This window comes from Chitinophaga sp. G7 BAM 1005, assembly GCF_057126945.1.
Genome location: NZ_CP181478.1, coordinates 1,955,003 through 1,978,694, shown reverse-complemented (window position 1 = coordinate 1,978,694; position 23,692 = coordinate 1,955,003). Strand labels below are relative to the sequence as shown.

Genomic DNA, 23,692 nt, shown 5'->3' with positions numbered 1-23,692 from the left:
TAATTTTTTTATTTAATAATTTTATTAGCAGAAGGAGCTGTTCTGCCACGTTTATCCCGGCAGAACAACCTTCTTCCCAATAAAACAGTAAATGACCTGGTTAATTAAGCAGTCAGCGTAGCTTCACCCTTAGTCCAGTTGCAAGGACACAGCTCATCTGTTTGCAGCGCATCCAGTACACGCAGCACTTCTTTCACGCTACGGCCTACAGACAGGTCGTACAGGGAAACCCAACGTACAATACCCTGGGGATCTACGATGTAAGTAGCACGGTAAGCCACTTTTTCATTGGCTTCCAGGATACCCAGCTCAGTAGCAAGGGATTTGGAAGTATCAGCCAGCATAGGGAACTGCAGGCCACGCAAATCTTCATGATCTCTTCTCCATGCAGCATGCACAAACTCACTGTCAGTAGATGCACCGATCAACACCGCATCACGATCAGCAAAATCCTGCGCATGTTTGTTAAATTCAGCTATTTCAGTAGGACATACAAAAGTAAAGTCTTTAGGCCACCAGAACATCACCATCCATTTGCCGGAGTTCTTCAGTTCGTCAGAAGACAATTCATAAAATTCCTTACCTTTTTCAATTGATACTACAGCCGTTTTTTTGAATTCGGGAAACTCTGACCCTACGGATAAGATAACATTTTTCATAATAACTAATTCTCTTTTTGATTTACAGACTAATGATTTTATTCTTTGACGGCGCAAAGATCACATTACATTCATTATTAATCAAATAGATTTTAAAAATGTGGTATTGAGTTTCTCTATATATGTGCCTTTTCACTGCGGGGGGGCGGGTAACAATGAACACAGCAACTATAAGCAAAAAAAATGTTCCGGACTTAACATTTTTATGCTATTTCTGTAACAATTTGGCACGTTATTTAGTTATATAAGTGGACTTTTTTAATCAATTTAGCATGGAAATGAAGAAAAAATACTTTTTACTGGTGGTTATCACGATTGGACTTGCTTTGATCCCGTTTATTAAAAACAGCATCATCAAACACGATGAATTTGACGCTACCCGAGATCTGTTCATTTAGTGTTTAGCGGGTCCCATTGACCGTTTCTGAAAACACCCCAAAGCGGGGTCGGACTTTTATATGCCGGTAAGTACTGATGCGACCGGACTACACGCCTGCCCCCTTAACTTTTATTATCTTTCACCTTACTTATATTTTATCCTTAAAAAGAAATTGGGAGACCATAGCGGATATTTCCGTCATAGTCTCCCAATCGCTTCCAGGTGAATAACCAGCGTTATCAAAATCGCCGCTAACCCAATACAGTAAAAGGTTTCCAGATCAAGTCCACCTCCCCTCCACGTCACCTCCACCATTACTCCATGTCAAAGGCTACTCCTAAGCATGTCCACAGCCACTTCCAGGCATATCCCAGGTATTCAGTCAGGTAGTTTCACTGATCATATCCGCAAAATTCCGGATACCGATCATTTTAGCGGAAGTATAGCCCTCGGCATACTCCACCCCCACCATCTTACCCAACATCTTTGCGCGGTAAATAACGCTGTCGAAAAAGCCCGAACCGGAAATATAAGTCTGCGGCTCATGATCTTTCGGCGCCAGGAACTGCGAACTGAAGCTTTTAATCGCATCCAGCTTCTGCTCCATCACGGCACTGATATCTATTACAAAATCCGGCTCATGATAACGGTCCTGCAGGAAGTGAAAAACCTGCTTCGGACGCCACGCTTCCTGTGGCTGCCCATCTGCAATAGTCTCCACTTTTCTTAATCCCGCCAGGAAACAGCTGTCGGCAATCAGTTTGCCGGCCCTTCCGTGGTCAGGATGACGGTCATCCATCGCATTAGCCAGCACGATGTCCGGGCGGTACTTACGGATCGCCGTAATGATCGCCATTTGCTCCATTGTATCGTTTCTGAAAAAGCCATCAGCAAGCCCCAGGTTCTCCCTTACTTCCAGTCCCATGATCTTCGCCGCTGCCTGTGCTTCCTGCTCACGCAGTTCCGGGGTACCACGGGTGCCCAGTTCCCCCCGGGTGAGATCCACCACGCCTACCTTCATTCCCTGCCGTGCATGCACCATCAGTGTGCCGGCGCAACCCAGCTCCACATCGTCCGGGTGCACCGCTATAGCCAGTATATCTAGTTTCATATGCTGTAAATTGAGGTGCAAAGATGGGAAAATATTTAATCTTCTGAACTGGTGATAACAATCCCGGCCTTCCGGTCCATCACCTGGTACTTATCCTGTACCTCTTTGTCGGAAATAACCTTTATGGAACGGAAAGTCTTCCGGTCTATGGTCATAAAACCGGTTTCATTGGTAGGGGTAACCGGTTTACCATTTACGATGAAGTAAAAGCTGCTGTCGTTGCCGTATTTATGCAACAAGCTGTCATATGCGGGGGATTCACTGCTCAATAAGGCATTCACCCTTTTTCGGGCAAAGGGTTTGGTTTCTATATACACCACGCCGTTCTCCGCCTGGCTGCCATACTTCAGCACTGCTTTGGCGCCTTTGGCAATGGTGATCACGCCAATACGGTCGGGCGATACCTGCCCCATAGCCACCGGCGTTACTACCACGCTGTCCAGTACATACACGGGATCATCACCGGCAACCTGTGCCATAGCCCCAACAGAAGTAAATAATAATATGCTGATAAGTAAGATCCTTGCTTTCATAATAAACCCTTTTCATGATAGGCGAATATTACGAAGATAACCCAATTAATTGTAGGCGCGGAATTGCTGGTACATTTCCAGCTCCTGTACAATCACCTCGATGTCGCGGTCTTCCTGCTTGTCGTAATCGCTTTTCAGGTTGCCTCCAAAAAAGAAAGCAACGGTTTGCCATACACGGGCATTAAAGCCGCCTTTGAGTTCCTTGATGATTTCGAAGCAGTTCTGACCCGTTTCGCGGTCGATCAGTTTCATGAGTACTTTGCCCTGGTAAACGGAGAGGTTTTCAAGTTTATCGCCAAACTGGGCTTTCAGTTCTTTTTCCTTACTGGCCAGGAAGGCTTTGCGTTCCCTTTTATTCATGGCAGCCATGCGGCTGTTCACATCTTTCAGCACCTTCGCCGCCGATCTGGCAAAAGGATAGGTTACATATACGGCATTGCGTAAACGGCTCCAGCGCTCGCGTTCCTTACGCAGCGCCTTTGGCATTTTTGCCACTACATCAAATATTGCCAGGGTAATTACCGGAACGGTATCACGCCCCACTATCATGGCATGCAACGGTATCACATCAGCACCATGCGCTTCCTGAGCCATCGCTCCCGTGTGACAAAGGGATATGCCCAGTACCAGGAATAATGAAACGATGATCTGTTTAATACGGATACGCATAGTTAACTTAACGTTGCTTGTAGATGGAATGTTACCACAAGTTATAAAAGATTTCAGAATCCGGGTTAACTAAAAAGTGTTATCGCACCGGCCTCATATGTAACTTATTCATTACGAAATTGTCTATCGCTTTTTCCACCGCAGGGATATCATGGCCGGTGAGCGCGCAGCCCATTACATGGTTGCCGGCGCCGGGAACAGCCACGGCCTCCTTTAACGAATCCGGTGTGCCCAGCTGCTTTTCCATCTCCAGGATGGCGGCCACCCTCACTGTTTTATCCTGGTGCAATTCATCTTTATAATAGTACAGGTTCAGCACCGGCTGGTGCACTTTTTTGAACGTTGCAGGTACCATGCTGGACTCCAGCAGGTTTTGCAATTGCACCACTGCTTCCAGGCGGTAATTGTTATACCAGTACTTTGCGGTTTCCGGGTTCTTGTCATCGCTCCGCCTGAAATCACCTTTACTCACCGTTCTGGCCAGCTGCAACCCCCACGGGTTATTGGCAAGAAAAGCCAGGTTGTCGTTGATTTCAATATTGGGCGACATATTGATCATGGCATATACATCATTGGGATAAGCCGCTGCCAGCTTCAGCGCCAGCGTGCCGCCGGTGGAGGTGGTCATCAGGATCACCTTATCGCCCAGCGCCTTGCCTATGCTCAACGCTTCTTCTGCATCTTTCCACAAACCTGCCGCCGTCATATGCAGCAGCGGATCGCTGGTGTCAATCCCGTGCCCGTCGAGCCGCGACAGGTAAAGGTTACACCCGTAACGCGCGGCAAAATTGCGGTGTACCGGGTTCCCTTCTTCCTGGCTGGCGGAAAAGCCATGCAGGTATACCACGGAATAAGGCGTTTTATGAAACCCGGAGTCCTGCCATACAATACGGGCTTCGTTATCCGGTTTCAGCCGGTGCGCGGCTTCTTTATGCTTTATATAGGCTTCCAGGGCAGGGCCTGCAGCCGGTACTGCCGGCAGACTATGTTCATAAACCGGTTCCGCCGGTTTGGGGCCAAGAAGATACGCCACGGAAGCTGTGGCTATAACAATCAGGGATATACGCAACCACCTACGCATTATAAGGATATTTATTCCAGCTAAATGTAGATAAGAATTCTGAAATGCCGCTGCCCTGCCGGTTATTTAATCAATAAAAAATCCTTCAACGGCCACGCCATTGAAGGATTCTCCCTAAAAAAATATCTGCAGTTATCTTCTTCTTACTTTCTGATAAATACTCATGGCGGTGCCAATCACCGTAATAATGATACCCAGCCACAACACGTTGATATAAGGGAATATCAGCGCTTTCATCACTATATAATCGCTGAAACCGGATGCTTCTTTTACTTTCAGCTCTATTTTATTCTCCGCAGGCATAATTTTCGAGAACCGTACATTCAGTCCCAACGGCGCCAGCGTATCTTCCACGCTATACTGGTAGCTGCTGTCGCGGATAAAATAGATCGGCTGCAGCTTAAAGTGATCATCTGTTTGTGTGTATACCTCCAGCTCTGCGCCTACGGCCAGGTCGCCACTCTGCGCAATGTAATTGCGGCTTTCCGGTTTGGTGTTTAATCCTTTCAGCACAATAAATCCTTTGGAGAAGAACACCGAATCGCCCTGTTTCATTTCATGGGTAACATAAGGTGTGGTATCTTCTTTAGCGGCTTCTTCACGGTTAGGCGCGGCAGATACATAGGTAAAGATATCCTTTGTCAGGTAATGCCTCGAAGCCGGGTTAGACGACAGCGCATTTTCCTTTTTATTCACAAACGCATCCGGGTAAAGGGTGAAACGCTCCAGCGCCTTGCCGGTTTGTTTATCCTTTTTCTCGTAATGCACTACATAATATGTTTTGGGATCTCCCTGCGCTACAGAATCACCGGCATAGGTAACGTGATAGTCGCCCATTTCCACCGGCACATCCTTTGGCAGCATAATATTTTCGCGCGGATTCTGTTTGCTTTCCTTTGTAAAAATACCATCGCCCAGCATCTTCATGCGGTCCAGCGAAATCACTTCCATTTTGGCGGAGGAAATCAGTACACCCAGCAACACCATACCAAAACCGATATGCGCCACCGAGGCGCCTGCATTCTTGATTTTACCTTTCAGACCGGAGAAAATATAAAAGAAGTTGCCCACAATAGCATAAATGCTGGCAAACAACATCAGGTAAATAGCGGTGAGGAAGCCGGCGCCATAAGTATCGTAGGTGATGGTTCCTTTCCAGGCTACCAGCGCGGTTAATAACACAGCTACAATAGTGGGTACCAGCAGTTTCTTTGTGATCTCGCCGCGTGGAGTATCCTTGTACCGCATAAACTGCACGATGGCCGTTAATACGCCCAGTACAATCGCAATCCAGATCTGGATTTTGTTGTAGTGGAAAATACTGTCAGACGGCGGCGCAATATCGTTCATGTTGAACGTGGACTTCAGCCCGGTGAGGCTCAGTAATTTATTCCATACAGGAATAGAAGTGGTGAAGGTGATCTGGATGGCTGCAATCAGCAGGATCAATGAACCTACAAACAGCCAGAACTCGCGGGAATAGCTGTTCTCTTCTTTCTTTACGGAAGGAATTTCTTTTCTGCGTATAATCAGCAGGGCGATGGCCGGAACCGTGAATACCAGCATGGAAATCAACAGCTGTGCGCTCATACCCATATCGGTAAAGGAGTGTACGGAAGTATCGCCCAATACGCCGCTCTTTGTTAAGAAAGAGGAGTACAGGATCAGTACGTAGGAAATAAAGAAGAAGAAGAAAGTAGATTTCAGCGAGTGCCCGGTGGCTTTATAAGCCAGGAGCGTATGCACGCCTGCCACCATGGTAAGCCACGGTACCAGCGACGCATTTTCTACCGGGTCCCATGCCCAGTAACCGCCGAAGTTGAGCGATTCATAGGCCCAGGCAGCGCCCATCATAATACCGGTTCCCAGCATCATAATGGCAAACAATCCCCAGGGTTGTACCGGTTTTACCCAGCCGGTATAATCTTTTGTCCATAAACCGGCAAACGCAAAAGCAAATGGAATGATCATGGAAGCAAAGCCCAGGAACAGTACTGGCGGGTGGATTACCATCCAGTAGTTCTGCAACGTAACATTCAATCCGTTTCCGTCGTGGATATGCTGCATATAGTCTGCTGTCTGGAAGATAGGCGCCAGTTGGTTTTCAGGCGCTTCCCTCAACAGCATGAAAGGATTACTGCCCACTTTATAACCCAGGATGAAAATACCCAGCAACATACTTGCCATAATCAGCTGCGCGAGAGAGAAGATGGTCATTACCGGCGCTTCCCAGTTTTTGGAAGTGCGGATCAGGAAAATCCCCAGGATGCTGTTCCAGATGCTCCATAGCAGGAAGCTGCCTTCCTGGTCGGACCAGAGGCTGGACAACAGGTATTGAATAGGTAGGTCGCGGGAAGTGTTGCGCCATGCGTATTTATATTCGAAATAGTGATTATACAGGATAAAGTACAGGCAGGTGAATACACCTATTACGGCGGCCGACTGGATAATGAAAGACCAGCGCGCCAGTCGTTTCCAGGAATCCCTGATCAGGGGTTCTTTTCCTTTAACTACATTATAATAAGCCACAGTGGCTACCATAGATGCTACAAATGCCAGTATGGCAAAGAAGTGGCCTAGTTGGCCCGGCAGTAAATGTTCCCCTACAAACTTCATAAAATTCCTCTGAGAGATGTGAATATTGTGGCATTGATCATCCTACGACGACAATCATATACATATAGCTAATTATATCTGTTTGTTGCTTACTGCAACCTGGTCGTCCTTATACTTGGATGGACATTTCATCAGTATTTTGCTGCAGTGAAATTCAGTGCCTTCCATTTTACCGGTCAGTACAATGGATTCGGCTTTTTCGAAGTCGGTAGGTTTGGCGCCGTAGAAAACTACTTTATGGGATTCCCCGGTTTTATCGTGGACATAGAAGCTGAACAGGTTGGCATCTTTAGTTGGATCATAGCTCATCGCCTTCAGGGTATCGAGTTTACCAATTACGTGAAACTCCTTCCCTTCTTTCTCACGGGCTGTTGCAAAAGTTTCATAGGTACTAAAATCACCCACCATAGTCACTATCACTCCAATTGCCACCGCAATTACCACCAGTAGAATAATATTTGTTTTTTTCATATGAAAATTATCTTCCCTATTGATTAGACACAAGCTGCAAAAACCCTTTACCAACGCCGCTTCTACTATTCCTTCCTTTTTGCCTTACTTTATTTGTTTCCGATTAATCGGCAAAATTAAGTCAAAATGACCTTCTTCCGACAAATTTTATATAAAAGGCAATTCTTTTTATGAGAAGGACGGCTGTAAGTAAACATAATCCTATCTTTGCGCGGAATTTAGAAAAGTACGACTTTATCATGGCAGATTTATCTCAATTTGACCCTAACTCGGTTGGCCTGCTGTCCAACAACGTTTTTGGCTTGCCTTTTTCCGAAGAAGAGGCAAGACTGGTGTTATTACCTGTTCCCTGGGAAGTAACCGTTTCCTATAATAATGGTACGGCCCGCGGCCCCGAACATATTTTCAGGGCTTCCTTCCAGGTAGACCTGTACGACGCAGATGTAAAAGACGGCTGGAAACAGGGTTTCTACATGCGGGAACCAGACAAGCACCTCCTGCTGCGCAGCGATTACCTGCGCAAGGAAGCAGAGCTGTACCTGAAATTCCTGACCGAAGGGGGAGATATTTCTGAAAATGAATTCCTGAAAAAAACACTGGTAGACGTGAGCAACGGTACCAGGGCCATGAATGAATGGGTATACACCCAAACCAAAGCCCTCCTGGAAAGAGGCAAGCTGGTAGGTTTGGTGGGCGGCGACCACAGTACGCCACTCGGCTTCTTCAAAGCAATCGGTGAACACAAAGGTGAATTTGGTATCCTCCAGATCGATGCCCATTGCGACCTCCGTGACGCATACGAAGGATTCAAATATTCCCACGCCTCCATTATGTTTAATGCGCTGGCAGAAGTACCGCAGCTCTCTAAACTGGTACAGGTAGGCATCCGCGATTACTGCGAAGAAGAGGTGGATTATATCAATAACAGCGAAGGCCGCGTAGTTACCTTCTTTGATAAACAAATCAAGGAAAGACAATTTGAAGGAGAATCCTGGAAAGCTATCTGCGACAGCATCGTAGCCGCTTTACCACAACAGGTATATATCAGTTTTGACATCGACGGACTGGATCCGAAATTATGCCCTCATACCGGTACCCCGGTAGCAGGCGGTTTTGAAGCAGAACAGGTATACTATCTCTTTAAAAAAGTACTCGACAGCGGCAGAAAACTGATCGGTTTTGATCTGAACGAAGTAAGCACCTCACACGACGAATGGGATGCCAACGTAGGCGCCCGTGTGTTGTTCAAACTTTGCAACCTGTTGATCAGTTCTAATTCTTAATCTCACATTCCTGTTCATGCATAGTTTGCGCATCCTGCATCCGAATACCCCCAGCAGAATCCGGTTACTCCCGGTAATGCATGGGCTTACCGGCATACTGTTCCTGTTTAACGCGATCGGTATTTACCGCAGTCCGCAACCAAACTGGTTCCTGGTATTTTTTTTCCTGGTAATCGGCTTATTGTGTATCGGCTTCCCTTTTACCATGAGAAGATTTAAGAAATTTACCGAAGCCAACACCGTAGCCCGGATGATAGAAGCGCTCATCTGCCTTACCGGCAGTTTGTATTTCCTGTCGCACCTCAACCCGGTTACCGCATTGCTGCTGTTCCTGGTAGGCGCCGGGCTCGCCTACGTAGGCTGGATGGAATACCGTATTTTCCAACCTTCTTACGTAAAGATGGATACCACGGGGATTACCCTGCCCACCACCTTCTCAAAAAGGCTGGTTGGCTGGAACGAACTGAATAACGTAATTTTGCGGAACGATCTGCTCACAATAGACTTTAAGAACAACAAGATTCTGCAACTGGAAATACTGGATGAGCCAGGCGCAGCACAAAGGGAAGCACTGAATGATTTCTTCCGGAGCAGGGTTCAATAACATAAAAACAAAAAATGCTAAAACAAACACCTTACATATTATACTCAGACGGTAACGGTAATATTTTTGAAGATACTACCATGCATGTAACCGGCCGTAGCGGCTGGGATGCGTGGCCGGTAGAAGCAGATGAATGGATTGAATTACCGGAAGGAGGTAATTTGTATGAGTTGCCCGGCCGCCGGGGTATTGGTATCAATGCCACCACCGGCGATATGCAGCTTTGTGATAAAGGTTGGGCCGTAGCCGCATTTATACCGCCGGCGCATACCGGTTTTTACCTGGCTGCCTACGAAACCATGCCGGACGCACCCACCCTGCCGCTGTTCTGTTATACCGCAGTAGGCTGGCTGGATGGTAAGTTTTATGTACCCGCCACCCGTATTGAAGCAGATATCCGCCAGGAATGCGCGGGCTTTGATGATAAAAAGGTAAAGCAGGGCGTAAAAACCCTGGTGGAAGCATATCCGCACAACAGGCTGGTGCAGCATCTCGCAGAGAATTGCGCACTCACCTATGAGTGTCCTGCCGCACGTAATTATTTTATGGGAAGATGGGAATGCCCTATTCCTTCCTCGCCTGCATGTAATGCCAATTGTGTTGGATGCATTTCATTCCAGCCGGAAGAAGAAAGCATTGTTTCCACACAGGACCGTCTCCGCTTTAAACCAACCGCGGAAGAAATTGTGGAGTACACCGTACCCCACCTGGAATCGGCCCCCTTCCCTATCGTCAGCTTCGGACAGGGCTGCGAAGGCGAACCCCTGCTGATGTGGGAAACCATCCGCGAATCCATCCTCGAAATACGTAAACACACGCCCAAAGGCAGTATCAATATCAACACCAACGGCAGCAAACCGGATGCCGTAAGAGCCCTGTGTGAAGCGGGCCTGAACAGCATCCGCGTAAGCCTCAACTCCGCACAGGAAAAATATTATACCCCGTATTACCGCCCTAACAACTACGTTTTTGAAGACATCATCGAAAGCCTGAAAGTAGTGCGTGAATCCGGCGGCTGGACGTCCATCAACTACTTCGTATTTCCGGGCATGACAGACAGCGCAGATGAATATGAAGCGCTGCGTAAACTGATCCGGGAAACCGGCCTGAATATGATCCAGTGGCGTAATTTCAATATTGATCCCGACTGGTACCTCGGCAAACTGGGCGTAACGGAAACAGGAGAATGCTTAGGCGTAAAACAGCTGCAGGAACTGATCCACGAAGAATTCCCGAACCTGAAGTTTGGTTACTTCAACCCTCCGATGGAGCGTATTACCGGCGATTATATGAGCGATTTTGCTCACTGAAAACAGACTTGATTATTGGGACTGACCCAAAAGTAAAAAGTTGATCAGCCTTATTTTACAATGAAAAATGAGCTAAAAGATATCTTATGTGATATTTTTTAGCTCATCCTCATTCATGTGTACAAAATCGGTATTTCAAAAATCCTATAATTGCTTTTTAAGCTGCCACTGTCTTCATTTGTTAATCACTTCCCATTGACAAATCCATGAATACCCCGGTAATCCCAATACGTAATTTTGCCTCACTCAAAACAAAAACACCTTGTAAATCTTTAACCATTTCTTCGGCATGTTTACAAAACAAAGTATTAAATCATCAATACCAGCTATTACACTGGTTATAGGAATATTATTTTTCACGTATGGAACATTTGGCCATTTCGAGGAATCGTCTAAAATTAAAATTTATATCGCCGGAATGGGATCCACACTCCTGGCAAGTGGTATTTTTGCTGTATTGCTGAAGTCTATGCAGTTCATGGGAGTATTCAAAGATGAACTTGTCAATATTATCTACAAAGCCGACTATCTTAATCATAGAAGGGATCTCGCAGAAATATGGGAAAATGTCTCCAAAGTAGTGTTCAAAAACAAGTTTCCGAAAATAAGTAAAGAAATTACAGAGGACGTAAGAAATATTTATTTCCCCACTCAACATGTGCTTTATTATGATAATTATCAACAAACACTGGAAATTGAGCTGATCGATGAAGAAAAGGATATCATCAAAGTAACTCAATATTCCCAATACACTGTTTATCCTACAGATAGAAAAGAAAAATTCACACATATTGCCTCCAACAGAATTAAGTTCAACAGGAATAGGGCAGAAATCGATTTTAAAATCGTTGAGTTTAATATTAATAGTAAAAAATATTCACCATATGTCACCGAAAATATATCTCAGAATGATATATTAACAACCTATTCCGTCGACCTTAAACACGAAGATGTATATAGATTTGAAACTAAAATAGAGAAAAAATACTCTTTGAAATTTGACAACATAATTGGCCTAATGAAAGATTATTTAATCCACAATTTTGAATTAAAAGTATTTTTAAAGGGAAGTTTAAAACTATCTTTTATTAGTGCAGGAACTTTACAGCCATTCGTTAAAAACACTTACAGCAACAATACTTGCTATGAATTCCACTATAAAGGGCTTATCTATCCTAAACAAGGATATGTTCTGATTATAGAAAAAAATCCTTAACTTCAAATAATAAAAACACTTAATCATGAATACTAACCAAAATGATATTGATACAGGTGCATAACATGTACCTATCACTGAACTCCAAAGAAAGGGCTGACCTAAAAAAGGTCGGCCCTTTCTTTGCGGAATTAAGAGGATGGATGGTCTTTCGAACAACCACAGGCTTAACGGGTTTGCTGCTACTTTAATGCTTCCGCAAAGCGGTATTGCCTCGCATAGGCGGAAGGCGACATACCGGTCACCTTTCTGAATACCCTGTTAAATGTGATCGGGTTATTATATCCTGTAGCATACGCCACTGCTGCAATGCTATCGAAGTCCCCGTTGATAATATTTTTGCAGGCTACATTGATCCTGATCTCATTCAGAAATTCAAGGTAGGTTTTGCGCGTATGTTTTTTAAAGTACTTGCAAAAAGCATAGGTGGTAAGATGCGCCACACCGGCAATTTGTCCAAGCGAAATATTCTCCGCATAATGTTCCAGGGTATACTGGTAAATATCATTCATCCGCAGCCCTTCCGATTCGCTGTAAGAGTGCCTGGAAAACCCTGTGGACAGAGACTTCCAATCCTTCACCTGTTTGGAGAAATACACCAGCATGCCCACAAACGCCAGCAATCTTTCTGCACCGCTGAGCCGGGAGATCTTTAATATATCGGCAGCTGTTTTCTCCGCGTATTCAGCAGGCAGTTGCAAACTGTTGGCGGTGAGTTGCAGGAACTTCCGTACGGTGTCCATCTCTTTCAGGGAAAATAAACCCTGTAGTGCATGTTCATGATCGAAAAAGATATGGATAGCGTGGATATTCTTCTCCTGTAAATTTTCAAAATACCGGGCATCCCCTTTAAACATATGGGGCTGATTGGCGCCAATCACATAAATATCTCCCGCCTTGAATGGTTGGGTATAGTTCCCGGCAATCAGGGTGCCTTCTCCCTTTATAATAAGTGTTACCTGCGCCTCTTTGTGACGATGCAGGTAATTATAGAAGTAAGGGAGGATATCTTCCTGTATTACTACAGCACCTTCTTCGGCAACGGGGACAGTAAATTGAATTACTTTCATTTACCAATTTTACTAATTTCTCTGCAAAATTAGCGATTATGTGGCAATAATGGTAAAGTGTTGGACAATATCTCAAACCTTCGGACTGCCCGTCCCCACCTTCTTCTGCAACCACAAAAAGCCGCCTCCCGACAATACACACCCCAGCGCCGTAATTCCCCACCACGGCTTAAATCCGAGATGCTGCACCACAAAAGCCCCGGTTGTGGGCGATACAATATTGGCCAGGGAGTACGAAATCGTATAAAGCGCGGCATACTGCCCGCGGTTATGGTCCAGGCTCCTGCCGATCCAGAAACTATTCATAAAGGGGAGGCAAAACATTTCCCCGAAGGTGATCACCACCATAAACACCATCGCCAACGCCCATACCGGCGGCAGGAAACAAAGTAACATATAGGAGAAACAAACCATCATGGCGCCGCGGGCCACAAAAGCCAGGTTAGGCATTTTCCCGTCGAGGCGGTACACCATCACCATTTCCACCAGCGCAATCAGGATCCCGTTCATAGACATATTAAGACCAATCGCCCATTCTTCCATGTGCATCACTTCTTTAAAATATAACGGTACAATGCTGGAAAACTGGAACAGGCAGATCGCGTTCACCGTGGCAAAAAGCAGGAACCACAGGTAAATATGGTCCCTCCATACCTTGTCTTCCTTCTTTACGGCTGTTTTGGCCGCTTTTGGCGGCGGCGGTACCGGTGGCAGGAAAATCCGCATCAGGATGGCGGCCAGCATACAGGTGAAGCCATCTACCCAGAAAAGCAACTGGTAGCTGAAGCTGGCAAGGATACCGCCAATAGCGGGACCTACCGACCACCCCAGGTTTACTGCCAGCCGGTTCAGGGCGTAGGACCGGGTACGGTTTTCCGGCGAGCTGTAGGCCGCAATAGCAATACTGTTGGCCGGCCGGAAGGCATCCCCCACAGAACTCATCACAAATACGCAGACACATATTTGCTCAAAGGTGCGCATCTGACCCAATAAAATGAATAATAATCCGTTAGAGAAAAGACTCCAGAACTGTACCTGGTAGAAACCGATTTTATCAGACAGCCATCCGCCCAAAAGGGCGCCAACTATGGCACCGGTACCAAAACAGGCCATAACCAGGCCTGCCTGGGCAATACTGAAATGAAGATGTTGTGTAAGATATACGGTCATAAAGGGAATGACCATCGTTCCGCTCCTGTTGATCAGCAATACCAGCGACAACCACCAGGTAGCAGGAGCAAGACCGGTATAGGCATTTTGATAAAGACGGATCGTTTGTCGGGCAAGGTTCATAAAATCGGTGAAAAATAATTTACGATTATTGGATTAACAGCACAGTTTTTGCAAAGATCCGGAATTCATCTTTTGATGAGCGATTATTTTTTCTGGATCAAAACATTAACTTTGGCCTCAACAGGCACTCAATAAGGTTATCATGGAGGAAAAAAACGGTAAAAAAAATATACAGGCTTTAGGGATCACTATCGGCGTGCATGCATTGCTGTTAGTGGCGCTGGTATTTACCGGTTTTTCTGCACCTCCCCCATTACCGGATCAGGATCTGGGCATGGAAGTGAACCTGGGTACTTCCGACGATGGCATGGGAGACGAACAACCATTAAACCCCAACCCGCCCAGTGCAGCGGCGCCGGAACCCGCAGCTGCCGAAAGTCCGGCTGCTACCGCCCCGGCCAATACCGAACCTCAGCAGGACATTGCCACCCAGGATGAGGAGGATGCACCGGAAATAAAAAAACCGGAAAAGCCGGTAGAGAAACCAAAAGAAATTCCAAAGAAATTAGAACCAAAACCTGTTAAGCCTACAAAAAAACCTGCAGAAACGCCACCGGCGCCAACACCTCCCGCACCAAAACCAAAGGCGGTATTTTCGGGCGGCACCGGCAACAGTGCCAACAGCGGTAACAGCGCCAATGGCTCCAATAACGCTACAGGAGAAGGTAATACCGGTAAACCCGGCGATCGCGGTCAATTGGGTGGTAACCCTAACGGCGGCGGATACACGGGTGGTGGACTCGGCGGCGGACGCTCCGATTTCCACCTGAACGGACGAAGCCTCATCGGCAGACCACAGGTTACTTACGACGGCACCGAAACAGGCTATGTAGCCATCAATATAAAAGTAGATCAAAAGGGAAATGTGACTTCCGCCACTTTTAGTATGAAAGGATCTACTATCAGTAACCCCCGCCTGATCGAGATAGCCAAAAAGGCTGCCTCCAGCGGACAACTGAAATACAATGCCAACCCGGACGCGCCGGAAGAACAGTTTGGAGTGATACGCTTCTTTTTCAAAGCAGAATAAGCAGAGTAAATAATATATACAGATTTTTAAAGAAGCTGTTTTATTTATCGGACCAGGAACTGATCCGAAACGGCATAGCTTCATCCGGAAATCTGATTCGTTCCTACATCTCTACCTATGATTGTAAAAACTGACAAGAGCAAACTTTTTGTGTCATTTCGAGGAACCTATTTTTTATCGCCAACGATGATTGTAAAACTTAACCGTATCTTTTCCGGCACCGCAATATTGCTCGTGCTGATGCAAGCCGCTGTGGCGCAAACTTTCCCGGGTTATAATAACAGTAACTATGCGGGTATTTACGGAGTATTCTCCAACCCGGCCAGTGCAGCCGGCTATCGTTATAAATGGGATGTAAACATTATTGGTGCGGATGTAAACGTTGGCAACACTTATGTAAGCGGTCCCAAATCCTTACTGTTTAACAGGCCTGACTCTTTCGTACGAAACCGCGATTACTTCCTCGATGAAGGCGCCAACAGGAAACAAATGGGCTGGGAAATGGCGGAAATTGCACTCCCATCTGTATTGTATGCCATCGATGAAAAACAATCCGTTTCCTTTGTATGGCGTATGCGCAGCAGTAGCAGCGGTGGTAACATCACCACGCCTATCGCTAACTTCTTCGGCGTGGATTTTCCCAATCCGGGCTATGTCAACACTAATTTAAGTATCCCGCAGGCAGGCGTTTCTTCTCATATATGGCATGAACTGGGCTTTAGTTATGCACGCACCATCAAAGAAACCTACAGCGGCCGGTGGAAAGCCGGCGTTACCCTGAAACTGCTCAGTGGCGTGGCCGCAGGTTACGCATCTGTAAAGGATGCCAACTTCAGACTGAACTCTTCCAGCAATGCCACCATTACCAGTGGTACGCTGTATTACGGTTATAATAAAGAGATGGACGACTGGCAGTCGCCCGCACAAAAAAACCTCCAGCTGTTCCAGAACAACGGTATCGGCGCAGACATCGGCGTGATCTACGAATACCGCCCGGATAACGGCGGCTTTGGGGCTTCTGAAAACACTGACGCCGACGACTACAAATTTCGTATAGGCGCTTCCATTACCGACATCGGCAGGATAAAATATAACAGGTCTCCTACCAACACCAACCTTAGCCTGGTGAAAGATAATGTAGTGCCAAAAGAAATCCAGTACCAGAACAAGGAAAGCCTGCAGCAATACGCCCGCCGGCTCAATAATTATTTCACACCACTGGGCACCGACTCTACTTTTAATATGATGCTGCCCACCGCCCTCAACCTGATGGGCGATTATAATATCGACAGCCGCTTTTTTATCAGCGCACATGCCGTTATTGCATTAACCGCCGGCAACCGCGATGTCTCCAAAACATACGCTTTAACGCAATTCAATATTACGCCACGCTATGAAACCTACCTGTTTGGCGCCTATATGCCATTCACCATTAACCGCAACGGCCAGGCCGATGTAGGAGCAGGTATCCGCATAGGCCCCCTGCTGATTGGTTCCAGCACAATTTTTACGAACCTCTTTCAAAAACATGTGGACCGTGCAAATGCTTTCGTAGCTTTGCGCTTAAATTCAAGCATGTTCGAACGGGGTGAGGGCGGTGGCGGCCTCTTTAAGAAGCGTAACCGCCAGTTAGATTGCCCGGTGGTTAACAATTACTGATATGACCTCTTACAAAGAAACGCTGGACTATCTGTATGCACAGCTGCCCATGTTTACCAGGGTGGGCGCCAGTGCATTTAAAACAGACCTGCACAACACCATTGCATTGCTGGATAAGCTGGACCAACCGCAACACAGCTTTAAAACCATACACATAGCCGGTACCAACGGGAAAGGTTCTTCCAGCCATATGCTGGCGGCCATCTTCCAGCAGGCCGGTTACAAAACAGGATTATATACGTCTCCCCACCTGCTGGATTTCAGGGAACGTATCCGCGTCAACGGGCAAATGGTACCGGAAGATTTTGTGGTTGATTTCACGGAACAGATGCACACACACATTACCAACATCCAGCCCTCTTTTTTTGAGCTCACCGTAGCAATGGCATTCCGCTACTTCCAGCAGGAAGCGGTGGACATTGCGATCATTGAAGTGGGCCTCGGCGGCCGGCTGGACAGTACCAACGTGATTACGCCCGAACTATCGCTGATTACCAATATCAGCTATGATCATAAAAATATTCTCGGCGATACACTCCCGCAAATTGCCGCTGAAAAAGCCGGGATCATCAAAGCCGGTATACCGGTGGTGATCAGCGAAACACAGTCTGAAGTACAGGACGTATTTATCAATACCGCCAACACACTGAATGCTCCCATTCACTTCGCAGACCAGGAATGGATGGAAGCTTCCGGCGCCATTGAAAGCAATCACTTCACTATAACGTTACTGGATACACGACAACAGCAGATGCGCCGTTTACAACTGGATCTGAATGGCCGTTACCAGGAAAAAAATGTAATGGGCGTATTATCGGCGGTAAAAATATTACAGCAAAACGGCTGGCACATCACCTGGGATCACATCACCCGGGCATTGTCGCACGTAAAGAAACTAACCGGCCTGAGAGGCCGCTGGGAAGTTATTCAGCGGCATCCGCTCACCGTACTGGATGTAGGCCACAATGAAGCCGGCATCCGCGAAGTGATGCAGCAGCTGGGACATGTTAACTACCAGCAGTTACATATTGTAGTAGGATTTGTGAAAGATAAGGAAGTAGAAAAAGTGCTGCCGTTGTTCCCGCCTGCTGCGCATTATTATTTCTGTAAAGCGCAGATCCCCCGCGCGATGGACGAAGTGGCGCTGGCCGAAATGGCAGCTGCCAGCGGGTTACAGGGCCATGCTTATGCTTCCGTTCAGGCGGCCCTGCAGGCAGCCAGGCAACATGCCCAGCCGGATGATATGATCCTCGTTTGTGGCAGCTTTTTTATTGTGGCAGAAGTGATGTAAGCTATTTCATCGTCATTTTACCGAGATACAGCAACGCGTAAAAGATACAGGTGGTATGCAAACTGTGTACTATCTTGTTATCCAGTAACAGTTGCTGTAGTTCTTCCAGCGGCATAATCACCACTTCAATATCTTCGTTGTGATCCAGTTGCTGATCCTGCACCTTCTCCCCTCCCATTGCCAGGAACATATGCGTGTAGTTGTTACTGGAAGCAGTGTTAGGCGCAATAGTGCCGAGCGACACCCATTCTTTAAAAGCATACCCGGTTTCTTCCAGCATCTCCCGTTTCATGGCAAATAAAGGGTCCGGATCAGTGGGGTCCATAGTGCCGCCGGGGATTTCCAGCAATGTTTTGCCTACTCCCTGCCGGAACTGCCGGATCATGATCACCTGCCCGTCTTCCCGGAGCGCCAGGCCATTTACCCAGTTGTTATACTCCAGTACGTAATAAGGCGCTACTATTTTGCCAGCGGGCGTTTCGCAGGTATCTATACGTGCAGTAAGCCAGGCATCCTTAAAAAGATATTCCGATGAGAGTAATTTCCAGTCCATATTCATAATAACAATGCTTTACCAATCCATTCGTTCTTTCAGGCGCAGGATATGCTCCAGGTGATGTTTACCATGCCAGGAATAATTGGCGGCATGGGTTTTCAGATGATGCGTAGTGCCATTGGCGGGGTGTACAAAAGTACGTTCCCAGTCGGCATCAGATAAATGCTCCATCAAACTTACCCAACGGTTGTGCAGGGCATGCAACAGGGTGATGGATACATTTACCGGCGTAAACTTCACATCGGGCAGTTCCGCCCAAAGTTGTTCCTCGTAAGGTTTTATTACCGGCTGTTCTTCTGTGAGGGCCAGCTTCATGCGGGTGTATCCGTTCATGTGGCTGTCGGCCAGGTGATGTATTACCTGTGCTACCGTCCACCCTTCCGGGCGGTAAGGCGTTTGCAGCTGGTATTCGTCCAGTTGCTGCACAGCAATTTCCACCAGCTGCGGCAAATAGCGGATGTCGTTAATAAATCCCCGCAACATTTCCGGCGTGTAGTCCGGTAATGGTTCAAAACGGCCAATAGGATATTTCAGTGATTCCATCCGTTATGTGTTGGTTTATTCTTCGCGTAAGTCTTTCCCTGTGAGGTGAATGAACACATCTTCCAGGTTCGCTTTCTTCACTTCCTTTTTTCTTTCAAAACCGGAAGATACCAGTTTATCAATCAAGGCATCCGGTGAGTCGATAGCGATAATAAGACCGCTGTCGACGATGGCGCAACGGTCACAGAGGAATTCTGCTTCATCCATATAATGCGTGGTGATCACCACGGTGGTGCCCTGGCTCCGCACCTGCTGGATCAGCTCCCACAAATTGCGGCGGGCCTGCGGATCCAGACCGGTAGTTGGTTCATCCAGGAAAATAATCTGTGGTTTATTGATCAGCGTAGTGGCAATGGAAAAACGTTGTTTCTGACCACCGGAAAGTTCTTTGAATTTTGCTTTGGCCTTATCTTCCAGGTTAAACATTCCCAGGAGCGTCATGGGCTCCACGGGCTGGTTATACAGGCCGCCAAACATTTCGATGAGTTCTGTGAGATTCAGTCCGGGATAATAGCCGGAACTCTGGAGCTGTACGCCGATGATCTTCTTGATATCGTTAGGGTCTTTGTCGAGGTCATAACCTCCCACCATCACTTTGCCGGCTGTTTTTTCCCGGAGGGTTTCAATAATTTCCAGGGTAGTGGATTTACCGGCGCCATTGGGGCCCAGCAGGCCAAAGATCTCTCCTTCAAACACTTCAAAGCTGATTCCTTTTACCGCGGTAAACTCCCCGTATTTTTTTACCAGGTTACTTACCTCAATGATCTTTTTCTTTTCCATGCGGCCAAATTACAGAAAGAATGCGAAAAAAAAGAGCGTATGAACAAAGGGGACAACCACCGGCCGTCCCCTTCGCTTCCATTACTGTTTGATAAACACCTGTGTAAAGAAGGTAATCCTCCCTTTATCCGCGGTGCCGATACCAATGAGCGTATAATCGCCCAGCATATTTTTACGGTGCCCCGGACTCTTGATCCATCCATTTACCACCGCTTCCGCATCAAGGGTGCCATAAGCCACATTTTCAGCGGCGCTGGCTACGCGGCCCATCTTTTTGGAAACGTTGGCCACGCGCTCTTCAAATCCTTCATGACCAAAACCAGTGCTGCCGTTGGCCATATCCCGGCTATGGCGGCGCGCCTGCTGGCTGATGGTGGCATCCAGCTGTAAAGGCTTCAACCCTTTAGACTGACGGAACTTGTTGGTGTAGTACAGGATCTGGTCATCCATGCTGGCACCTGCATTACTACTGTCTGCCGCATGGCTGGCACGTGAACACGCGCTAACCTGGAAAACGGCCAACAGGGCGACTAATAATGCAATGATCCGCTGGTTCTTCAAAATCGACATAGAAATAAAATAGTTAATAATTAAAAATGAATAAAGAGTACTAATATGACTATTAAAACCAGGCCAGGTTTAGCAAGCCGGGTGCCAGAAATTAAAAACGGTGTATAATGGACATTTTGTATCCGCTATACACCGTTTTTTATGTTATTTTTTTATGTTTACTCGTTCATGATCCGCTGCCAGGTATCCATCATTGTTTTGGATCCTATAAAGATAGCCATCCGCTGATGCAGCTGTACCGGTTTCAACTCCAGGAGACGCTGTTTGCCGTTGGCCATTGCCACACCGCCGGCTTTCTCCATAATAAACGACATGGGATTACACTCGTAACAAAGCCTTAAGCGGCCGGCCGGGTATTTACCAAAAGCCGGGTACATGAAAATACCACCCTGGATGAGGGTACGGTGTATTTCAGCCACCATACAGCCCACAAACCGGTGACGGTAAATACGGTCATTTTCGTTCCTCGCCATAAAATGATCAATCGACTTACGGATTTTATGCTCATATAAGTGGTAATAACCCACATTTACAGAGAAAATATCGCTGTCAGGCGGGCATTTCAGGTTGGGGTGCGACAGGCAGAACTCCCCGATAGACGGGTCCAGGGTGAAGCCCTGCACACTGCGGCGGGTAGCGTATACCATCATCGTAGAAGATCCATAAATGATGTAGCCTGCAGCAATCTGCTGGGTGCCCGGCTGCAGGAAATCCTCCAGTTCACACTCCGAACCCTCCGGTGTAAGCCGGCGGTATACCGAGAAAATGGTACCGATGGATACATTCACATCGATGTTGCTGGAACCATCCAGGGGGTCCAGTAACACCACGTATTTCGATTTTTTGGAATGCTCATCATGAAAAGGGATGAAGTTTTCATTTTCTTCGGAGGCCACGCCACAGCAGTAAATACTGGTTTCCAGTGAATCGATAAACTGCTCATTGGCAAATTCATCCAGCTTCTTTACTGATTCGCCCTGCACATTGGTTCTGCCGGCTTCTCCGAGGATATCAGCAATACCGGCTTTGTTTACTTCCACATTTACCCTTTTAGCAGCGAGACCGATATCACGCAGTAAACCGGATAACTGACCGGTGGCTCCCGGGTAATTCCGTAACTCCTGGATAGTAAATTCATCCAGTGTCATTACTTTTTGCTTAACATTCATAACGTTAGGTTGTATGGGCGAATTTAGTCAATTGAAACTATTTTAACAGAACTGTCATTTATCTGCAAACAGATTTTAAAACAATTCTAAACTTGTCTTACTTTGCCAAATAATTTTTAAAAAGAAGATAAACTATCATATGAAGGTTTTCAAGTTTGGTGGCGCAAGTTTAGAAAGTGTTGAACGTATCCGGCAGGTGGCTCAGATTGTACAGTCATTTCCGGACGAGAAACTCCTCATTGTTATTTCTGCAATGGCTAAAACAACCAATGAGCTGGAAAAGGTGGCTCAAAACTTTTTCCTGCGCAAAAGGGAAATCGCCGCGCAACTCCTCTTTAACATCGAGCAGCAACACGTAAATGTAGCCGAAGCCCTGCTGGGAACAAAGGACCATCCTTTATTTATCCAGCTGCAGCAATTCTTCACCGAAGCGGAATGGACGCTGGGAGAAAAACCCCTGCGTACCTACGATTACTATTACGATCAGCTGGTGGGACTGGGGGAACTGCTCAGCACTTCCATTGTAAGCGCCTTCTTTAACAGCATAGGCATCCACAATACCTGGCTGGACGTAAGGGATATTTTCCGTACAGACGATAACTTCCGCGACGCCAATATAGACTGGACCTACACCCAGCGGCAGGTAACCGAAAAAGTGGTTCCCCTGTTCAACAGCACCAATATTGTGATTGCACAAGGCTTTATAGGCAGCACCGACCAAAACGAAAGCGTTACCCTGGGCAGGGAAGGCAGCGATTACTCCGCCGCCGTTTTCGCCAATATGCTCGACGCCGAAAGCCAAACCATCTGGAAAGATGTGGAAGGATTGAAAAATGCCGATCCAAAGCTGTTCCCCAACACCGTAAATATACCGGAGATCAGCTACGGAGAAGTGATAGAAATGGCCTACTATGGCGCCCAGGTGATCCACCCGAAAACCATTAAACCACTGCAGAACAAGCAGATCCCCCTGCTGGTGAAATGCTTCCTGGATAAAAACCTGCCCGGCACCGTGATCAAGGAAACCGCAGATGTAAAACAGCTGCCCCCCATCATTGTGCTGAAAAAGAACCAGGTTTTACTGAATATCACCTCCAAAGACTATTCTTTTATTACCGAAGATAAGATCAGCGATATTTATGAGATCTTCCACAGGCTGAAGGTGAAAATTAACCTGATGCAGAACGGAGCGATCAATTTCTCCTGCTGTATCGATAATAACCCGGAAAAGATAGAACTCCTGATAAAAACGCTCCACGAGCAGTTTAAAATCGTTTACAACGAAGGATTGGAACTACTTACCGTACGCTATTACCAAACCGGCCTGCTGGAAGAACTCAGCGACGGCCACACCATACTCCTGGAACAACGTTCACCCGCTACCATACAGCGTCTCTGGAAAAGATAAATTTATCCAGTAAAAATATTCCGGCCCTCCGTGCAACTTTTTTCGTACCCGTTCGTCTTTAGTAAAAATGTGGTATGAAAAAAGTTGCTATCGTTTTAAGCCTGAGTACCGTGGTTATGCTGATCATAGCATGCGGAGGGAAAATGGTCAACCGTGGCTACCTTTCCGCCAGCAACCCGGATGAATTGCCTATTTACCTGATCACCCTCGGATATTTCAGGGAAACGCCTGCTTGTTCCACTACCCCGTCGTCGTGTGTTATGAATGAGACAACAAAAATGCCCCTCGGCAAAATACAGGATGTTTTAAGATCGGCACTTCAATACTACCAGGAGAACTGCAGCAGAAAATAACAGCCCCTTTTTTGGTATTAGCTTTTGAGAAATTTACA

Annotated in this window: 24 protein-coding genes; 10 read left to right on the top strand and 14 right to left on the bottom strand. The window is 46.7% G+C overall.

Annotation, left to right across the window (positions count from 1 at the left end; genetic code table 11):
- Positions 1 to 104: 104 nt before the first annotated feature.
- Positions 105 to 659, bottom strand: a complete 555-nt coding sequence (locus tag ACMXI2_RS07985) for a peroxiredoxin (RefSeq protein ID WP_483781166.1) — start codon at positions 657 to 659, stop codon at positions 105 to 107.
- 272 nt (positions 660 to 931) lie between these two features.
- Between ACMXI2_RS07985 and ACMXI2_RS07980 the strand changes: the two genes are divergently transcribed.
- Positions 932 to 1,057, top strand: a complete 126-nt coding sequence (locus tag ACMXI2_RS07980; protein ID WP_310009537.1) for a hypothetical protein — start codon at positions 932 to 934, stop codon at positions 1,055 to 1,057.
- 363 nt (positions 1,058 to 1,420) lie between these two features.
- On the opposite strand, the gene bshB1 is transcribed toward ACMXI2_RS07980, so the two are convergent.
- From bshB1 to ACMXI2_RS07950, 6 genes are all read right to left on the bottom strand, one after another.
- Positions 1,421 to 2,149: a bacillithiol biosynthesis deacetylase BshB1 gene (gene bshB1 / locus ACMXI2_RS07975; RefSeq protein WP_483781165.1), complete on the bottom strand. Its 729-nt coding sequence runs from the start codon at positions 2,147 to 2,149 to the stop codon at positions 1,421 to 1,423.
- A gap of 35 nt (positions 2,150 to 2,184) precedes the next feature.
- Positions 2,185 to 2,682 (bottom strand): hypothetical protein, encoded by a 498-nt coding sequence (locus ACMXI2_RS07970; RefSeq protein ID WP_483781164.1) that lies wholly within the window; start codon positions 2,680 to 2,682, stop codon positions 2,185 to 2,187.
- Between the two features lie 45 nt (positions 2,683 to 2,727).
- Positions 2,728 to 3,351: a DUF4294 domain-containing protein gene (locus tag ACMXI2_RS07965; RefSeq protein ID WP_483781163.1), complete on the bottom strand. Its 624-nt coding sequence runs from the start codon at positions 3,349 to 3,351 to the stop codon at positions 2,728 to 2,730.
- A 79-nt stretch (positions 3,352 to 3,430) separates the two neighbouring features.
- Positions 3,431 to 4,432, bottom strand: coding sequence for an alpha/beta hydrolase (locus ACMXI2_RS07960; protein WP_483781162.1), 1,002 nt, complete (start codon positions 4,430 to 4,432; stop codon positions 3,431 to 3,433).
- Positions 4,433 to 4,564: 132 nt separating this feature from the next.
- Positions 4,565 to 7,048, bottom strand: a complete 2,484-nt coding sequence (gene ccsA, locus ACMXI2_RS07955; RefSeq protein WP_483781161.1) for a cytochrome c biogenesis protein CcsA — start codon at positions 7,046 to 7,048, stop codon at positions 4,565 to 4,567.
- Between the two features lie 72 nt (positions 7,049 to 7,120).
- Positions 7,121 to 7,519 carry a cytochrome c maturation protein CcmE domain-containing protein gene (locus tag ACMXI2_RS07950; protein ID WP_483781160.1) on the bottom strand — a complete coding sequence of 133 codons (399 nt, stop codon included), beginning with the start codon at positions 7,517 to 7,519 and terminating at the stop codon, positions 7,121 to 7,123.
- A gap of 239 nt (positions 7,520 to 7,758) precedes the next feature.
- Between ACMXI2_RS07950 and ACMXI2_RS07945 the strand changes: the two genes are divergently transcribed.
- The 4 genes from ACMXI2_RS07945 to ACMXI2_RS07930 all read left to right on the top strand — a co-directional run bounded on the left by ACMXI2_RS07945 (position 7,759) and on the right by ACMXI2_RS07930 (position 11,932).
- Positions 7,759 to 8,802 carry an agmatinase family protein gene (locus ACMXI2_RS07945; RefSeq protein ID WP_483781159.1) on the top strand — a complete coding sequence of 348 codons (1,044 nt, stop codon included), beginning with the start codon at positions 7,759 to 7,761 and terminating at the stop codon, positions 8,800 to 8,802.
- 16 nt (positions 8,803 to 8,818) lie between these two features.
- Complete coding sequence (locus tag ACMXI2_RS07940; protein WP_483781158.1) at positions 8,819 to 9,406, top strand: hypothetical protein; 588 nt, start codon at positions 8,819 to 8,821, stop codon at positions 9,404 to 9,406.
- 14 nt (positions 9,407 to 9,420) lie between these two features.
- Positions 9,421 to 10,716, top strand: coding sequence for a radical SAM family protein (locus tag ACMXI2_RS07935; RefSeq protein WP_483781157.1), 1,296 nt, complete (start codon positions 9,421 to 9,423; stop codon positions 10,714 to 10,716).
- 289 nt (positions 10,717 to 11,005) lie between these two features.
- Positions 11,006 to 11,932: a hypothetical protein gene (locus ACMXI2_RS07930; protein ID WP_483781156.1), complete on the top strand. Its 927-nt coding sequence runs from the start codon at positions 11,006 to 11,008 to the stop codon at positions 11,930 to 11,932.
- 182 nt (positions 11,933 to 12,114) lie between these two features.
- Here the strand turns inward: ACMXI2_RS07930 and ACMXI2_RS07925 are convergent, their stop codons facing one another.
- Together ACMXI2_RS07925 and ACMXI2_RS07920 are read right to left on the bottom strand one after the other, a co-directional pair.
- Positions 12,115 to 13,002, bottom strand: a complete 888-nt coding sequence (locus ACMXI2_RS07925) for an AraC family transcriptional regulator (RefSeq protein WP_483781155.1) — start codon at positions 13,000 to 13,002, stop codon at positions 12,115 to 12,117.
- A 72-nt stretch (positions 13,003 to 13,074) separates the two neighbouring features.
- Positions 13,075 to 14,295: an MFS transporter gene (locus tag ACMXI2_RS07920; RefSeq protein WP_483781154.1), complete on the bottom strand. Its 1,221-nt coding sequence runs from the start codon at positions 14,293 to 14,295 to the stop codon at positions 13,075 to 13,077.
- Between the two features lie 142 nt (positions 14,296 to 14,437).
- Here ACMXI2_RS07920 and ACMXI2_RS07915 point away from each other — a divergent pair, with 142 nt between their 5' ends.
- The 3 genes from ACMXI2_RS07915 to ACMXI2_RS07905 all read left to right on the top strand — a co-directional run bounded on the left by ACMXI2_RS07915 (position 14,438) and on the right by ACMXI2_RS07905 (position 18,275).
- A complete protein-coding gene (locus ACMXI2_RS07915) occupies positions 14,438 to 15,325 on the top strand; it encodes a hypothetical protein (RefSeq protein WP_111578773.1) in 888 nt (295 codons plus the stop codon).
- Between the two features lie 186 nt (positions 15,326 to 15,511).
- Entirely contained in the window at positions 15,512 to 16,984 is a 1,473-nt protein-coding gene (locus tag ACMXI2_RS07910; protein ID WP_483781153.1) for a DUF5723 family protein, read from the top strand.
- 1 nt (position 16,985) lies between these two features.
- The gene (locus ACMXI2_RS07905; RefSeq protein WP_483781152.1) at positions 16,986 to 18,275 is read left to right on the top strand and encodes a bifunctional folylpolyglutamate synthase/dihydrofolate synthase; all 1,290 of its coding nucleotides are present in this window, start codon (positions 16,986 to 16,988) and stop codon (positions 18,273 to 18,275) included.
- A gap of 1 nt (position 18,276) precedes the next feature.
- Here the strand turns inward: ACMXI2_RS07905 and ACMXI2_RS07900 are convergent, their stop codons facing one another.
- The 5 genes from ACMXI2_RS07900 to fbp all read right to left on the bottom strand — a co-directional run bounded on the left by ACMXI2_RS07900 (position 18,277) and on the right by fbp (position 21,893).
- Positions 18,277 to 18,834, bottom strand: coding sequence for an NUDIX hydrolase (locus ACMXI2_RS07900; protein WP_483781151.1), 558 nt, complete (start codon positions 18,832 to 18,834; stop codon positions 18,277 to 18,279).
- Between the two features lie 12 nt (positions 18,835 to 18,846).
- The gene (locus ACMXI2_RS07895) at positions 18,847 to 19,374 is read right to left on the bottom strand and encodes a YfiT family bacillithiol transferase (RefSeq protein WP_483781150.1); all 528 of its coding nucleotides are present in this window, start codon (positions 19,372 to 19,374) and stop codon (positions 18,847 to 18,849) included.
- Between the two features lie 15 nt (positions 19,375 to 19,389).
- On the bottom strand, positions 19,390 to 20,154 hold the full coding sequence (locus ACMXI2_RS07890; protein WP_483781149.1) for an ABC transporter ATP-binding protein: 765 nt from the start codon (positions 20,152 to 20,154) through the stop codon (positions 19,390 to 19,392).
- 81 nt (positions 20,155 to 20,235) lie between these two features.
- A complete protein-coding gene (locus tag ACMXI2_RS07885) occupies positions 20,236 to 20,724 on the bottom strand; it encodes a CAP domain-containing protein (protein WP_483781148.1) in 489 nt (162 codons plus the stop codon).
- 158 nt (positions 20,725 to 20,882) lie between these two features.
- Positions 20,883 to 21,893: a class 1 fructose-bisphosphatase gene (gene fbp, locus ACMXI2_RS07880; RefSeq protein WP_483781147.1), complete on the bottom strand. Its 1,011-nt coding sequence runs from the start codon at positions 21,891 to 21,893 to the stop codon at positions 20,883 to 20,885.
- Positions 21,894 to 22,032: 139 nt separating this feature from the next.
- Between fbp and ACMXI2_RS07875 the strand changes: the two genes are divergently transcribed.
- Both ACMXI2_RS07875 and ACMXI2_RS07870 read left to right on the top strand, forming a co-directional pair.
- Positions 22,033 to 23,301 carry an aspartate kinase gene (locus tag ACMXI2_RS07875; RefSeq protein WP_483781146.1) on the top strand — a complete coding sequence of 423 codons (1,269 nt, stop codon included), beginning with the start codon at positions 22,033 to 22,035 and terminating at the stop codon, positions 23,299 to 23,301.
- Positions 23,302 to 23,375: 74 nt separating this feature from the next.
- The gene (locus ACMXI2_RS07870) at positions 23,376 to 23,654 is read left to right on the top strand and encodes a hypothetical protein (RefSeq protein WP_483781145.1); all 279 of its coding nucleotides are present in this window, start codon (positions 23,376 to 23,378) and stop codon (positions 23,652 to 23,654) included.
- Positions 23,655 to 23,692: the final 38 nt, after the last annotated feature.